The 14,578-nt window shown below is 43.1% G+C and carries 11 protein-coding genes and 2 pseudogenes; 1 reads left to right on the top strand and 12 read right to left on the bottom strand.

What is annotated here, in order from left to right; translation table 11 throughout:
• Positions 1 to 174: 174 nt before the first annotated feature.
• Positions 175 to 1,718, bottom strand: a pseudogene (guaA, locus tag DW996_RS06830) (glutamine-hydrolyzing GMP synthase).
• 187 nt (positions 1,719 to 1,905) lie between these two features.
• Here guaA and DW996_RS06825 point away from each other — a divergent pair.
• The gene (locus DW996_RS06825) at positions 1,906 to 2,403 is read left to right on the top strand and encodes a hypothetical protein (RefSeq protein WP_118535237.1); all 498 of its coding nucleotides are present in this window, start codon (positions 1,906 to 1,908) and stop codon (positions 2,401 to 2,403) included.
• A gap of 120 nt (positions 2,404 to 2,523) precedes the next feature.
• Here DW996_RS06825 and DW996_RS06820 read toward each other — a convergent pair whose 3' ends face one another.
• The 11 genes and pseudogenes from DW996_RS06820 to DW996_RS06765 all read right to left on the bottom strand — a co-directional run bounded on the left by DW996_RS06820 (position 2,524) and on the right by DW996_RS06765 (position 14,547).
• A complete protein-coding gene (locus DW996_RS06820; RefSeq protein WP_118280163.1) occupies positions 2,524 to 3,867 on the bottom strand; it encodes a uracil-xanthine permease family protein in 1,344 nt (447 codons plus the stop codon).
• Between the two features lie 178 nt (positions 3,868 to 4,045).
• Positions 4,046 to 4,954 (bottom strand): AEC family transporter, encoded by a 909-nt coding sequence (locus DW996_RS06815; RefSeq protein WP_118535236.1) that lies wholly within the window; start codon positions 4,952 to 4,954, stop codon positions 4,046 to 4,048.
• Positions 4,955 to 4,961: 7 nt separating this feature from the next.
• Positions 4,962 to 5,465 carry a shikimate kinase gene (locus DW996_RS06810; protein ID WP_118280165.1) on the bottom strand — a complete coding sequence of 168 codons (504 nt, stop codon included), beginning with the start codon at positions 5,463 to 5,465 and terminating at the stop codon, positions 4,962 to 4,964.
• Positions 5,466 to 5,542: 77 nt separating this feature from the next.
• Entirely contained in the window at positions 5,543 to 6,172 is a 630-nt protein-coding gene (gene upp / locus DW996_RS06805; RefSeq protein ID WP_118280166.1) for a uracil phosphoribosyltransferase, read from the bottom strand.
• Positions 6,173 to 6,244: 72 nt separating this feature from the next.
• Complete coding sequence (gene spoIIID, locus DW996_RS06800; RefSeq protein WP_243069481.1) at positions 6,245 to 6,496, bottom strand: sporulation transcriptional regulator SpoIIID; 252 nt, start codon at positions 6,494 to 6,496, stop codon at positions 6,245 to 6,247.
• Between the two features lie 59 nt (positions 6,497 to 6,555).
• On the bottom strand, positions 6,556 to 9,117 hold the full coding sequence (locus tag DW996_RS06795; protein ID WP_118535235.1) for a family 78 glycoside hydrolase catalytic domain: 2,562 nt from the start codon (positions 9,115 to 9,117) through the stop codon (positions 6,556 to 6,558).
• A gap of 15 nt (positions 9,118 to 9,132) precedes the next feature.
• A pseudogene (locus tag DW996_RS06785) lies at positions 9,133 to 10,579 on the bottom strand (GH39 family glycosyl hydrolase).
• A gap of 5 nt (positions 10,580 to 10,584) precedes the next feature.
• On the bottom strand, positions 10,585 to 11,838 hold the full coding sequence (locus tag DW996_RS06780; RefSeq protein WP_147403540.1) for a DUF4982 domain-containing protein: 1,254 nt from the start codon (positions 11,836 to 11,838) through the stop codon (positions 10,585 to 10,587).
• The gene (locus DW996_RS06775) at positions 11,751 to 12,989 is read right to left on the bottom strand and encodes a glycoside hydrolase family 2 protein (RefSeq protein ID WP_118535231.1); all 1,239 of its coding nucleotides are present in this window, start codon (positions 12,987 to 12,989) and stop codon (positions 11,751 to 11,753) included. Before DW996_RS06775 ends, DW996_RS06780 begins: the two co-directional genes overlap by 88 nt.
• A gap of 59 nt (positions 12,990 to 13,048) precedes the next feature.
• Complete coding sequence (locus DW996_RS06770) at positions 13,049 to 13,360, bottom strand: MFS transporter (RefSeq protein ID WP_147403539.1); 312 nt, start codon at positions 13,358 to 13,360, stop codon at positions 13,049 to 13,051.
• A 5-nt stretch (positions 13,361 to 13,365) separates the two neighbouring features.
• Positions 13,366 to 14,547, bottom strand: coding sequence for an MFS transporter (locus DW996_RS06765; RefSeq protein WP_118535229.1), 1,182 nt, complete (start codon positions 14,545 to 14,547; stop codon positions 13,366 to 13,368).
• Positions 14,548 to 14,578: the final 31 nt, after the last annotated feature.

Here is a 14,578-nt window from a genome sequence, read left to right as displayed (position 1 = left end):
AGAGCCAAGCTCCGAACTTTAGTCTGCAAGCCACCTGTTAATTGTTCCGTTACCCATAAACCACTGGATAACAAGAATAATGGCACTTGCTATGACTGTTATCAATTTGTTATCAAAAGACTAATCGAAATCGCTGAAACCCGCATAAACACTGGCTTTTTTAAGCAACTCGATTTATTCAAACTCAATCGTTCCCGGTGGCTTACTGGTCAGATCGTAAAATACTCGATTGACTCCCTTCACCTCATTTATAATTCTGCTCATGACGGTCTGCAAGACATCAAACGGAATGTCTGCCGCCTCCGCTGTCATGAAGTCTACCGTGTTGACTGCACGCAGTGCTACGGCGTAGTCATAGGTTCTCTCATCGCCCATGACACCAACCGAACGCATATTGGTCAGTGCTGCAAAATACTGTCCGATGCTTCGATCCAGTCCCGCCTTAGCGATCTCTTCACGATAAATATAATCAGCATCCTGCACGATTCGCACCTTTTCTGCGGTCACTTCGCCGATGATGCGAATGCCAAGTCCCGGTCCCGGGAATGGCTGACGATATACCAGATAATCCGGCAGACCAAGTTCCAGTCCTGCCTTACGCACTTCATCCTTAAACAGGTTGCGCAGTGGCTCGATGATATCTTTGAAATCTACATAATCCGGCAGACCGCCGACATTATGATGAGACTTGATCACTGCAGATTCTCCGCCAAGTCCTGACTCTACCACATCTGGTAGATCGTTCCCTGTGCCAGGAAATCTACGGCACCGATCTTCTTTGCTTCTTCTTCAAAAACACGGATAAATTCTTCGCCGATGATCTTACGCTTCTGCTCCGGCTCGGTCACTCCTGCAAGTTTTGCATAATAACGCTCCTGTGCATTGACACGGATAAAGTTGATATCAAAGGCTCCGCCCTTGCCAAATACACTCTCGACTTCGTCTCCCTCGTTCTTACGAAGAAGTCCATGATCTACAAACACGCAGGTAAGCTGTGGTCCAATTGCTTTTGCAAGAAGTGCTGCAAGCACAGAAGAATCCACACCACCGGACAGTGCCAAAAGCACCTTGCCGTCTCCTACCTTTTCTCTTACATCCTTAATGGCATTTTCTACAAAGGAATCCATGCGCCATGTTCCGGCACATCCGCAGACACCGCGTACAAAGTTGTGCAGCATCTTGGTTCCCTCAACCGTATGCAGTACTTCCGGATGGAACTGGATCGCGTATAAATTCTTTTCCTGATTCTCTGCCGCTGCCACCGGGCAATCCGCCGTATGTGCGCAAATGCGGAATCCCTCTGCCGGCTTTGAAATGTAATCAAAGTGGCTCATCCAGCAGATCGTTGTTGCAGATACGCCTGCAAACAATGGGGAATCCTGCTTTACAAATACCTCGGTCTTACCGTATTCTCTGACCGGTGCCTTCTCGACCTTACCGCCTAATACATGCATCATCAACTGTGCCCCATAGCAAAGTCCCAATACCGGAATTCCCAATTCAAACAATTCCTTGGTATAAGTCGGTGAATCCGGCTCATAACAACTGTTTGGACCTCCTGTCAAAATGATCCCTTTCGGATTCATTTCTTTAATCTTTTCAATATCTGTTTTATAAGAATAGATCTCACAATAAACATTGCATTCTCTGACTCTGCGGGCAACCAACTGGTTGTACTGTCCGCCAAAGTCAATGACTATGACCTTTTCCTGCTCCATGCTTGTCCTCCGTTTCTTTTTGTACCAGGTACAAATCTATCTCGTTTCATTATATTAGAGCCTATAAAAAATAACAAGTTCAAAGGTCAATTTTCCGACAGAATTTCCGATATAAAATATATAACAATCGGTAATTGGCAAAATTTTACCGCTTTCCCTACTATAACTTTTAAAGAAAGGAGCCGTCATGAGTGGATTTTCTGTAGCAAACAACATCACCCTGCGCAGTTATTACGCGACCTACCGCGCTTTTACGACCAAAAGTACACGTTCTTCTGCTACGACCAATCAGTTAAATTATGCAGATGCACAGGCGCTTCGCCGCGCGGTTCGGAAACTGGATCATTTTGACTTTGAAAATGCCGATAAGGACGATATTTCTTCTCATGTACGCGCCTTTATCGATACATACAATTACACCATGGATTCCGCCAAATCCTCGACCAATTCCTATGCGACCTCCACTTACAAGAATCTGAAAAATCTTGCCAGCAAGTATTCCAAGGATTTGGAAAACATCGGCATCAAGGAAAACTCCTCTGGTTATCTGACCCTCAGTTCTTCCGCCGTTGAAAACATCAGGGGCAGCCGTTTCAAGAGTCTTTTAAACAAAGACTCCAAATTCATGAAACAGTTGACGACCTATGCCAAGCGCATGGCAAACAACATCGATTATTACGCTTAATACTCCTATAATAACTACAAAAAGAGCATGTGTCTGATCCCTTCGATCGTCCACATGCTCTTTGTCTATCTGCTCATAACTTTTTCGTATCCCGCTTCCCCCGAAACAGAATCCGTCTTTTTACGCTTCTTCTTTTTTTGCGCTTGTCTCAAATTCATAATCCTTGCCCGGCAGGATAGCATTCAGGAAAATTCCCAAAATGGCTGCGATAGCAAGAGAAGTCAGTGTAACGCTTGTTCCTGCGATCGTGAATGTAAAACCATCTGTAAATCCAAGTGCGCTGACAAGGATAACGGCTGCAATGATCAGGTTTCTTGACTTTGTGAAGTCTACCTTGTTCTCAACCACATTACGGACACCGATAGCAGAGATCATACCATAAAGGATGAAACTTACACCACCGATGATGGAAGATGGCATAGAACCGATCACTGCTGCAAATTTCGGTGAAAAACTAAGGATGATCGCATATACGGCTGCGATGCGGATAACCTTAGGATCATGTACCTTTGACAGTTCCAATACACCTGTATTTTCGCCATATGTTGTATTTGCAGGGCCACCGATGGCTCCGGCAAATGCGGTTGCAAGTCCGTCACCGATCAAGGTTCTGTGAAGTCCCGGATCTTCTACGAAATTCTCATCTACCGTTGCGGAGATTGCTGTAATATCACCGATATGCTCCATCATGGTCGCAAGTGCGATCGGTGCCATAACAAGGATGGCTGTAATATCAAACTTGCACCATACAAATGGCTGCCACTGTACCCAGTGTGCGCTTGCTACAGAAGTGAAATCTAAGATCGCGCTTCCGTCAGCATTTGTCATACCGACACCATTTAATACCAAAGCAAAGATATAAGAGATCACGATACCCATGAGGATCGGAATGATCTTGAACATGCCCTTGCCCCAGATATTGAAGATCACAATAACCGCAAATGCGACGATCGCGATGATCCAGTTTGTCTGTGCATTATTGACAGCAGAAGATGCAAGGGAAAGTCCGATACTGATAATGATCGGTCCGGTTACTACCGGCGGTAACAAACGCATAACTTTTCTTACACCTACCAGTTTTACGATCAGGGCAAATACCAGATATAAAAGACCTGCTACCACGATACCGCCACAAGCGTATGGCAACTTTTCGCCCATAGTCATATTGGCATAAATCCCACTATCCAATTGTGCTACCATGGAAAATCCACCCAGAAATGCGAAGGAAGATCCTAAGAAAGCAGGCACCTTACGCTTGGTGATCAAATGAAATAAGAGTGTACCGACACCGGCACAAAATAGTGTTACCTGAACAGAAAGTCCTTCTCCCTCGAAATAATCATTCACGAGAATTGGAACTAAGATTGTTGCGCCAAACATGGCGAACATGTGCTGCAAACCCAACAGTAGCATCTTTGGTGTTCCAAGACTGCGGGCATCTTTGATTGCTCCTTTTTGATTCATCACATAACTCCTTTGTACTGATTTGTTGTTCCTCTGCGAAAAGATCCCTTTCCGCAAAAATCTGCGAGATGACATATGCACCCTCGCAGATATCCTTAACTAAAGAAAGTATAGCGGAATTATCTTCACTCTACAATCTTTTTTTTCGCATTCTTTGTATTTTTTTACACACTTAAAATCATATGGTCAAAACCATACTCCAGATTGGAATACTGATCATGGAAAGGATGGTAGATGCCACTACTAGTTTTGTTGCAAAGATCTCATCACAGCCATACTTGGATGCCAGAATACTGGTCGTTGCCCCCGCCGGCATGGCAGTCAAGAGTACACAGACCCCTGTCACCAGAGACGGCAGTTTTATGAGCAGGCAGACGACATACAAAGCCAGTGGCATCAGTACCAGACGAAGGATAGAATACCGAAGCACTTCCCAGTCGAAAATAGATTTCCAGTCCGCTTCTGCCAAGATCATACCGATGACCATCATGGAAAGTGCCGTATTGCAATTTCCAATCGTTCCGATCGTATTTGTGATAACGGCTGGTGGTCTATATTGTGTCAGAATCAGGATCAAACCGATAAAACAGGCAATAATACAAGGATGGGTCACAACCTTTTTCAAAGTCGCTTTCCAATCCTTTGACTGCGTAAAGATCGCAATACCGGACGACCACATCATAATGCGCATGGGAATCAGGAATATGGATGCCATAGCAAGCCCGATCGATCCAAAAACGCCCTCTGCGACCGGATTTCCCAGAAATCCCGCATTAGAACAGATCACGCCATATTGCAGGCTCATACGATGTCCCACTTCTCTTTTACCATATAAAATCTTTCCCAGGATCACACTGACGATCTGTATCCCTATGGAAATCACAAGAACCTCTGCAAACTGCACAAACGTATTGCTATCGCAGTCAATCATAAAGGACTTTACAATATTGCAGGGAAGCACCAGATAAATGACCAGATCGTTGATATTCTTCTGCCCTTCTTTGCTTATAATTCCTATTCTTTTTATAAGTGCTCCTACTAAAATCAGCAAAAGCATGGTTATCTGTAAAACCAATAGTTTACTCATCTTATGTTTATTTTCTTTCTAACTGCGCCACTACTGCATCCACCGTGCCAGCCACATCCTTGCCGTCCAGATCCACGGTAATATCCGCGTATTTTTCATAAAGTGCCGTGCGCTCATTATAAATATCCCGCAAGGTCTGTCCCTCTTTATGTACGACACCTCGCTCATCCAGATCCCCCAGACGCTCGTCCAAGAGATCATAACTGATCCTCAGATAAACGACAATCCCGCTCTCTTTAAAGTGTGCCATAGCATCTGCGCCAAAGATAACACTTCCTCCGGTCGCGATCACGGTATTTTCCACATCAATTTGGCTGTTGATCTCGTTTTCTACTGCGTTGAAGCCATCAATGCCTTTTTCTGCAATGATTTCTTTTAAAAGTTTTCCGGTCTGATGCTGAATGACCAGATCGGAATCCAAAAAATCATAATTTAATACTTTTGCAAGAATAACGCCGGAAGTACTTTTTCCCACACCCGGCATACCGATCAAAACAATATTTTTTCCCATATTTTTTCCTTTACTCATTGCTATAAGATAAGAGGATGCCCTATAAAAGAGCATCCCCCTTGACATCTGATCCTTGATTACTTTGTTCCAAAAATACGATCCCCGGCATCTCCAAGTCCCGGACAGATATAAGCATTCTCATTCAACTGACGATCCAAGGCGCCAACATAGATCTGCACATCCGGATGTTCCTTGTGCAGTCTCTCCAGACCTTCCGGTGCGGCAATGATGCACATGAACTTGATATTCTTGCCGCCATGCTGCTTGATCATGGTGATGGCATCTGCACCGGATCCACCGGTTGCAAGCATTGGATCTACTACCAAAATAGTTCTCTGGTCGATCGGTTCCGGCAACTTGCAGTAATACTCATGTGGCTCATGAGTCTCCGGGTCACGATACAAACCGATATGTCCGATCTTTGCAGATGGAACCAGATTCAGCACACCGTCTACCATCCCAAGTCCAGCACGCAGAATCGGCACGATCGCCATCTTCTTACCGGCAATCATTGGCTGTTTGGTCGTCTCGATCGGTGTCTCGATCTCTACCAGTTCGGTCGGAAGATCGCGCAGTGCCTCAAACCCCATCAACATAGCGATCTCACTGACCAAGGTACGGAACTCATTTGTTCCTGTTGTCTTGTCACGAAGTCTTGAAATTTTATGCTGGATCAGTGGATGATCCATAATAGTAACGTTCTCCATTTGTTCCTCCTCAAATACCGTTTATCGGTTCGTTTACTCTTCTAAAAATCTTAGTTTATCCTGCGTGGAAAGTCAATGGATATGTGCATACTTTTTTCTGGTAGCCATGCCACCACGGATATGTCGTTCTGATTTATTGACATCTAAGACGCTTCTTGCCTCTTTTGCAAGTTCGACATCGATCTGCGGCAAACGTTCCGCAACGTCCTTATGTACCGTAGATTTGCTCACGCCAAAATTCTTTGCCGCCTGCCTTACGGTCGCACTCTTTTCCACAATGTATGTACCAATTTCAACTGCCCGTTTTTCAATATATGGTTTCAAAAAAATCCCCTGCAACACTTGTTTTTACATTGTATGCAAGGGATTTTTCTTTATTCAACTCATTTTGTCACAGTAGAAAAGTTATATTCTCCACATTCACAGGCAAATGTGCTTCCATCTGGCAGGATGACATCAGCCACACAGTTCGATGGTATGGAAATCCTAAAGTTCACCTTTCCATCTGTTCTAAACCAGGCACTCGAAACCTTGCCATATGCAAAATCATATTCCATAGAAATAGAATCTATCTGTGAAACCGGATGGGGTGCAATCACAAAATGATTCTCCCTGCCATCCATTTTGATTCCACATAAGGTATCAAAGATCCACTGACAACATGCTCCTTTAGAATAATGATTTAAAGATGCATCATCTGTCCAGTTTTCCCACACTGTTGTTGCGCCTTGTTTTATTTGCTGGATCCAGCCAATCTCCGGATTCATAAGCATGCGGAAAGCCTCATCGCTTGCACCTGCTTCCGTAAGAAGCGGAAATACAAATGGGGTAGACAAAAAACCGGTTCCCACACGATACTCTCTCTCCTGATTCAGTTTCACAATTTTTTGCAAAAGTCTCTGGCGGGCCTGTCCCTCAGCCAATTCCAATCCACAAGGTCTTACATACTTGCACATTCTCTTGCTTGTAATGTCGCCATTCTGTACAAAATAATAATTGTATGCCTCTTTCGTCCGATCTGCGATCTGCTTATAATGTTTTGCTTGGGATTCTTTTCCCAGATAGTCAGCCATTTCCTCCATTAACCTCGCAGCATAGGATAAATATGCGGTCGCCTCCTCTACCATTGGCAGCAATAACATTTTTTGTGATGGCGCACAGTCGTCCGGCTCCGTCCATTCACCAAAATGTCTCCCACTGGCCACAAGATATTTGTCATATTTGCTTCGCCTTGGTGAAAAAAGGGAAAAGAGGTTTCTTTTACCCATTCTGCTGCTAAAATATGCAATGCACTTTTCCATTGCCTGCCAATTCTCCCGAATCAGGCAATCATCTCCATACCGTTTCCAGAAATAGTACGGGATAGTCACCATGGCGTCTCCCCAGCCGGCACTTCCCTCCATGGATATCCACTCAATCAATCCACTCTTCTTACCCCCCGTTGGATTCACATTATAGACAAGACCATTTCCTTTTTGACAATCTGCTACATCTCTCATCCATTTACGAAAAAATGCTCTCTGATCCATCATATAATTGCCTGTATTAAAAAAGAGTTGTGCATCACCAGTCCAGCCGGCACGCTCACGTGTCGGACAATCGGTCGGGACATCCATAAAATTTCCTTTTACACTCCAGAATGTATTTTTCACAATCCGATTGAGCATAGCATCCGAAGAAGTAAAGGAAAACGTTGTGTCCATGTCCGTATAAACTGCAATTGCACTAAATCTGCCGGCATCCACATCCTCCGGCCAGTCCAAAAGCAGGACATAACGGAATCCCATAATCGTAAATTTGGGTTTGTAGTCGTGACGTACCCCATCGCAGACAAAATCCACGGATTGAAAACGGCAGGTATCATAATTCGCCTTCCATGCAATATTTTCTACAGTAAAATTACCATTTGTATCCAATTTTTCTCCACACACCATGCGGCATTTTGCTCCCTTTTCTCCTTTTACGGAAAGTTTGACATAGCCTGCAATATTCTGTCCAAAATCCAGCACTGTATGTCCGTCCGGACAATGCACAATTGTTGGATTCGAAAATTTCTCATGTTCTTTTGCCGCGTCATTATTGGAAGCACAGACCATACCTTCATACGACGTCACTCTTGCCCTTCCACTATAAGATGGACTACGCCCCAGATCTATCCTCTCTCCGTTTTTCATATCCGCATAACGGATACTGCCATCATTAGACCATTGCATAGAAGCATCACTCACGAAAACCTCATGTTCTCCACTCTGATAAAAGACTTCCATTTGCGCCATAAGTTTTGGCTCATATCCATAAACTTTCGTGCTGTCAAAGACCCCTGTGGCACTGGCGTAAAAACCATCTGCCAGTTCCATGGTCCACACATTTTCATCTTTCAGCAAGTCTGTCACATCATACGTCTGATAATGTACTCTTTTTTGAAACGCAGTGGATCCCGGTGTCAGAACCGCATCCCCCACTTTTGTTCCATTAATTTTTGTCTCATACAGGCCACAGGCTGTAATGTAGAGTCTCGCACGCACAAGATTTTCTTTTTTTATTCGAAAAGTCTTTTTAAAACAGTCCACCGGATATCGCACTTTGGGACTTTTACTATGTTCATAGTTTCCCATGATAAACGATGCTTTCCACTCCTTTTTTTCCAACAATCCCATTTCAAAGAAAGCAGGCTGGCTCCAACTGTCATATACTCCATTCTCATCTGCCACCGCTACACGCCACAGAATCCGGTCTCGACTCTCTAAAGGAAGACTGTAACTCGTCTTCATGGAATCACTTCTTCTTTCCTCCATAAGTTTCCATGGTTTATCATTTACGGACACCTCTATCTTAAACGACGTCTGTTTTTTACCATCTTTGGTTTTCCATGATAATTGCGGATGCAGATCATCCAATCCCATGGGATTTCTCATATATGCTGTTTTCAGATCATATGTCTTCATAACTAATCTCCTTTACTATTTCCTGATGATGTAACAGTGCGTGTCATTTACCTGCAGCCTGCCGGATACGATCAATTCTCCGTTTTCATATGTATAAGTCACTTTTTCTGCCACAAGGGATGATTTTTCAATCACTTCATGGATTTCCTGCGGATTCATATTTTCAGGTGATCCCATTTCCTTCCATATACGATACGGATTGCAATGCTCATCATCAATCCGGTACAATCGAACATTCTGACATCCCGGCACCTCTATCTGTACCCGATATTTTTCTGCTTCCCGCATCACTTAATAATTTCAATGCATAAAACTGCGGTTTGGGGATACCATGGATGGTAAGCAAACCAAACCCTCCCGAAAATTCTTCCGGCACTATCATGAATTCATCAAAAATATCACTAAATGCCCAAATAGATGATCCTGTCACATTTTCTTCCATCTCATCTATGCTTTTTACCTGGAAACATGCCACCTTTTTACTATCATTACTCGGTGATGTCAGGATGGCATTACAATTCCACTCAGTATAATAAATGGGGTATCTGCCCGCCACAATCTGACTGACTTTCTTTGTATTATCATACATCTGCCCCTTTGCCAGAACCGTGGTTTCCGTCTTATCCTCCATGATCAGACGAATCCCATCCAGAGCAGTCCCCGCTTTCTTACTTCTCAATTGCTTCATTCCCCCCACAACATTGGAGAAAAGATCTTTCATGGCAAAGGCTTCTCCTATACCATCTCCCGGATAATTATATGTTGAAATAAAATCAAGTGGCAATTTCCTTTGCTCACAAAAGTCAATAAACTCAGCAATCCAATCTCCGGTTGCACTTGCAGGTCCCCCCACCAACAGAGCCGGCTCTACCTCCTTCACGGCTTTGGCTGTAATCTCATAGAGATGGAAATAGTCCTCCATCGTTCCGGCAAAAAAAGTGAACATATTAGGTTCATTCCAAACCTCAAAATTCCATGTAATAACCTCATTCCTGCCATACCGGTGTATCGCAGCCCGGATGAACGCCTGTACCAACTTTACCCAATCATCGTCTTTCGCCGGCATGGTCTTCATGCCCTCCGCGTTGACTGTGACTTTTTTCTTCCTTTTTGCAATAGTTGATGGCATGAAAGATAGTTCCACCCATGGCTTCATTCCTGCTGCAAGTACATTATCATATGCCGCAAAAATATTAAAAAAATTATAATTTTGAAACTTTTCTGCGCCCGGCATCGGCATCATATCCGCCATGGACATAATTGCCTGCATATCATCATCAAAAATGCCGTGAAACCGGACTCTCTCTATGCCAAGTTCATCATGAATAAATTTTAATTGTCTGGCATAATCTGAACGCATAGCAAGTTTTGCCTGACCAGAGCCAACACAATATTTCCAGTGATTGGATACTTCCACCCGCCTAGTGTTTTTTTTTACCGAAAAAACAAATGTCTCTTTCATGTCTGTCACCTTCTTTTTGTCTGCAGGATAATTTGCTCTGCTTCGGTTCCCTTTGCACTCACATCAATCACGATTGTTCCCTCTTCTTCTGTGCTTTGTACATAAAATCCCATCTGCCCCATCCAGGAGTGGTAGGAATCGCCATCAAACGCTTCTTCGGTCACAGGATTTCCGTTGCCAATAGCGCGCAGGATTCCGTTCCCCAAAACACTGACCCTGATTTGCCTATCAGAAAGCATCTTTACAATACCAGCTGCATCAGTCAGAGAGACCAGCACAAACGTCATATCTTCTCCATCAGCTGTCAGAACTTCTTTTTCCGCTTTCACACAAAGCCTTGTTTCATCGCCTGCAGAAATAAGTTCATCCTCATCAATTTTATTTCCTTTTTCATCATAACTGACCGCCTTAAGTCTTCCCATTTGATAGATTGTCTCATAGGACGCCTTACAAAATTCTAATTTTTTTCGACCAAGAGACTCTCCGTTCTGAAACAATTCTACCTCGGTTCCTATACTATAGATTTCAATCTGCGCATTTTTCCCTTGACAGCCCGGCCAACTCCAACTATGTACAGCATCTGTATCGCGCCACATACCAAGGAAATACTTTTCACCGGAATGATTAACCGGTCTTACAGCGATATATGGTTGTTTATACTTCTTCCAAGCAATGGCTGCAGCATACATCTCCGTTTCTTTCTGTCCCAAAAGATTGATTGCTCCACACCCTCCACTGACACACGGATATGGTCGATTAAAACCACCTTTTGCCTTTCCATAAATCGGAACGCCGACACCGGCTTCCCCCAAATAATCCATTGCTGTCCACATAAAATCACCAATCACATATGGGTGAGCCTCAACCAACTTCCATCGTTCTGCCATGGAATGCGGATAAGTCTCGGAACCTAACATGATACGTTTGGGATCATATGCATGATGTGGCTCATAACAATTTTCTGCATAATTCAGCCCTACAATATCCAGTTCATCAAAACAGGCTTTCAGTTTTTTCTCTACCTTTTTCGGTTTTCCCATCATTTTTTGGACAAAAGGTACTACCGTGACAATAATATTAGCCAGTAGACTTGCTGTCGCCTGGGCGTTCTTTGTCTCCTCGTAAGGATTCACACTGTCCTGAGGACTGCACTTAGATTTTCTTCCTCCCATCATGGACACCACTGGATTGATACAATTGATAACTGGTCTGGAAGCATCCAGTTTATGGCAGATATCAACCAAAATACGGTTCCACACAGCCCCTCGTCACTACCTGTGTCCCCTATTTCGTTACCAATAGAATACATAATCACAGATGGATGACTGATATCCTTGCGGATCATGGCACTTACATCTTCTTCATAATACTTTTCAAAGTAAATAGAATAATCATAATCTACTTTCATGAATCTCCACTGATCAAATGCTTCATCCATCACATACATTCCATATTTATCACAGGCCGTCAGGAGTGCTTTACTTGCCGGATTATGTGCCGAACGAATAGCGTTAAATCCAGCCTCTTTTAAAAGTTTGATTTTTCGTTCTTCTATCCCATCATAAGCACAACTTCCCAAAATTCCATTGTCGTGATGAATACATCCGCCACGCAGTTTCACACTTTCGTTGTTAACCAGAAGTCCTCGTTCTGCCGACCAGCGAAGTTCTCGGATTCCAAAAAGAATGGCCTCCTGATCGACTACCTTCCCATTTCTCCGCAGTTCCGCCTTTAACGTATAAAGATATGGATGCTCGTCACTCCACAGTTTTACATGCGGCACGATCATTTCTGTATGGATACCGGATGCTTCTGACACCTTATTTTTATTATCATCCCAAAGTGTTATTTGCAATTCACAGCCAGTCACATCGTTTACTTTTGTAGTAACAGAGACATAGGCACACTGATTTTTATAATCAACCCGCTTTGTCACTGCTTCGATGCCATCTACACTTATATGGGAAGGAGCTCCTATATATAAATTCACATTGCGATAAATGCCGCTTCCTGTATACCATCGACTATTTGGTGTCCTGCTGTTATCTGCAATTACCGTAAGTTCATTTTCCGCATCCAAAATCAGATTTCTGCTAATATCCAGTACAAATCCGGAATAACCATAGACCCAGCCGCCAATTTTTTTCCCATTTAATATCACTGTAGAATTCTGATATATCCCTTCAAACTCGATTAACACAGACTTATCTTTCCATGCGCTATCTGCCCCAAAATGCTTGGTATATTGATATTTACCCCCGGGGAAAAAGCCTGCTGCTGCGCCATTTTTCATATTTACCAGTCTTTTTTCCGTCTGCATGGCATCATGAGGAAGTCTTACTTCCACTGGTTCGCTATGCTTCAACAGGTTCTGAAATGTCCATCCATCGTTAAATTTAATTTTTTTCATACTCTATCTGTCCTACCTATAATAATTGCGGCAGGAACTTCTTCCTGCCGTAACTCATCTTATTTACTTTCTCTTAAGGTTCCATCTTCATTAAAGCCGTTCTCAACTCGAAGTTGTTTTAAATCTCGTTCCAAGTGGAAAAATGCGAATAAGACAATGCTGATTGCAAGGAAAATAAGAGGCATTCCATTATAAGCAAAACTGATTCCTTTTAAGGCTTTATCAACCGTCGCTGCACCGCCCTCTACATAAGTGTCAAATCCTTTGGTTCCTAAAGCAGCAAGTGCTGCCCAATCTTCAAAACCATTTTTTGTAACTGCCTTAGTCAAGGTGTCAAATCCGGTTCCAGAAAGAATCAGACCGACGATCACGGAATTCAGACTCGTTGCCATCTTTGCGCAAAACTAATAAATGCAGAATACATACCTTCCGCAACGACACCTGTTTTGTAACGTCCATACTCCATCAATTCATAGTTTACCTGAGACAAAACACAGGCATTGATGATGTTTGGCAGGCTGACCGCAAGATAACCAACCATCTGTGCCGCAATTGATTGTGGTAAGAACATTCGAATGATAATACCAATAATAGAAATCATCATGGAACCACTAATCAATTTTGCTGAGCCCATCTTTTTGGAAAGTTTTGGGATCGCAGCAAATACTGGAAACAATGCCACAGAAGCAGCCATAACAATGGAGAATGTTCCCAAATTACCGTAAACATATTGGAAATAATACTGTCCTACACCAAACGAACTCATCATAACAATCATATACATGAAGTTGATCAGGGTAAACATAACCAGATATTTGTTCTTTGCCACGCTCTTTAGAAATACAGAAATCGGAACATTTTCTTTTTGTTTTTCCGGTTCATATCCTTCAAATGCAGCCAATTCCTCCTCGGAATATTCCTCACAGAGGAAAAATGCCATCAAACAAGCAACAATACCAATAATTGCTGTGATTGCCGCAATAATAATAAATCCTCTTTGTGAAGCATGGAAAATATTGATAACAGCCGGCAAGGCAATCTGCAGCCCCAATGACCCTATCGCATAAATTAAACCAATCACCGTCAAAGTCCGTACACGATTATCGTTATTTACAATGCTTCGCTTGATATGTGTTTCGTATGCAATATTTGCCATAGTTCCAAATATAGCACTGACCAGCGTGGATAAGATTGTAATATAGACCACAATTCCCATGTCACTCATCAGGCTTCTTGGCACCGCAAATACAAGTAAAGTCAGTATCCACATCGGAATGCCTGCAAGAACCCAAGGTCTCGCCTTGCCCCACTTTGTATGTGTTCTATCAACAATAGCCCCCATCAAAAGATCGGTAACAGCATCAATTGCCGTCTTGATTGCCATGCCAATGGAAATAGCGGCTGCTGCAATTCCAAGACTATTGGTAGCAAAATATGTTACCTCACCTATCATAAGTCCCTGTAAAATATTTCCCATCCTTACCATGGAAAAGCCAAGCAACTTTTTCTTAGAAAACTTTTCGTCTGCAATATTGAGACGTTTAATTTGATCTGCCATAGTATATCCTCCCTCGCATCCCAACTTGATA

The organism is Roseburia sp. AM51-8, assembly GCF_003478275.1.
In the GTDB taxonomy this organism is placed as follows: Bacteria; Bacillota; Clostridia; order Lachnospirales; family Lachnospiraceae; genus Pararoseburia; species Pararoseburia lenta.
Note: the sequence above shows the minus strand (reverse complement) of the source record. Positions and strands in the feature narration are given on the sequence as shown.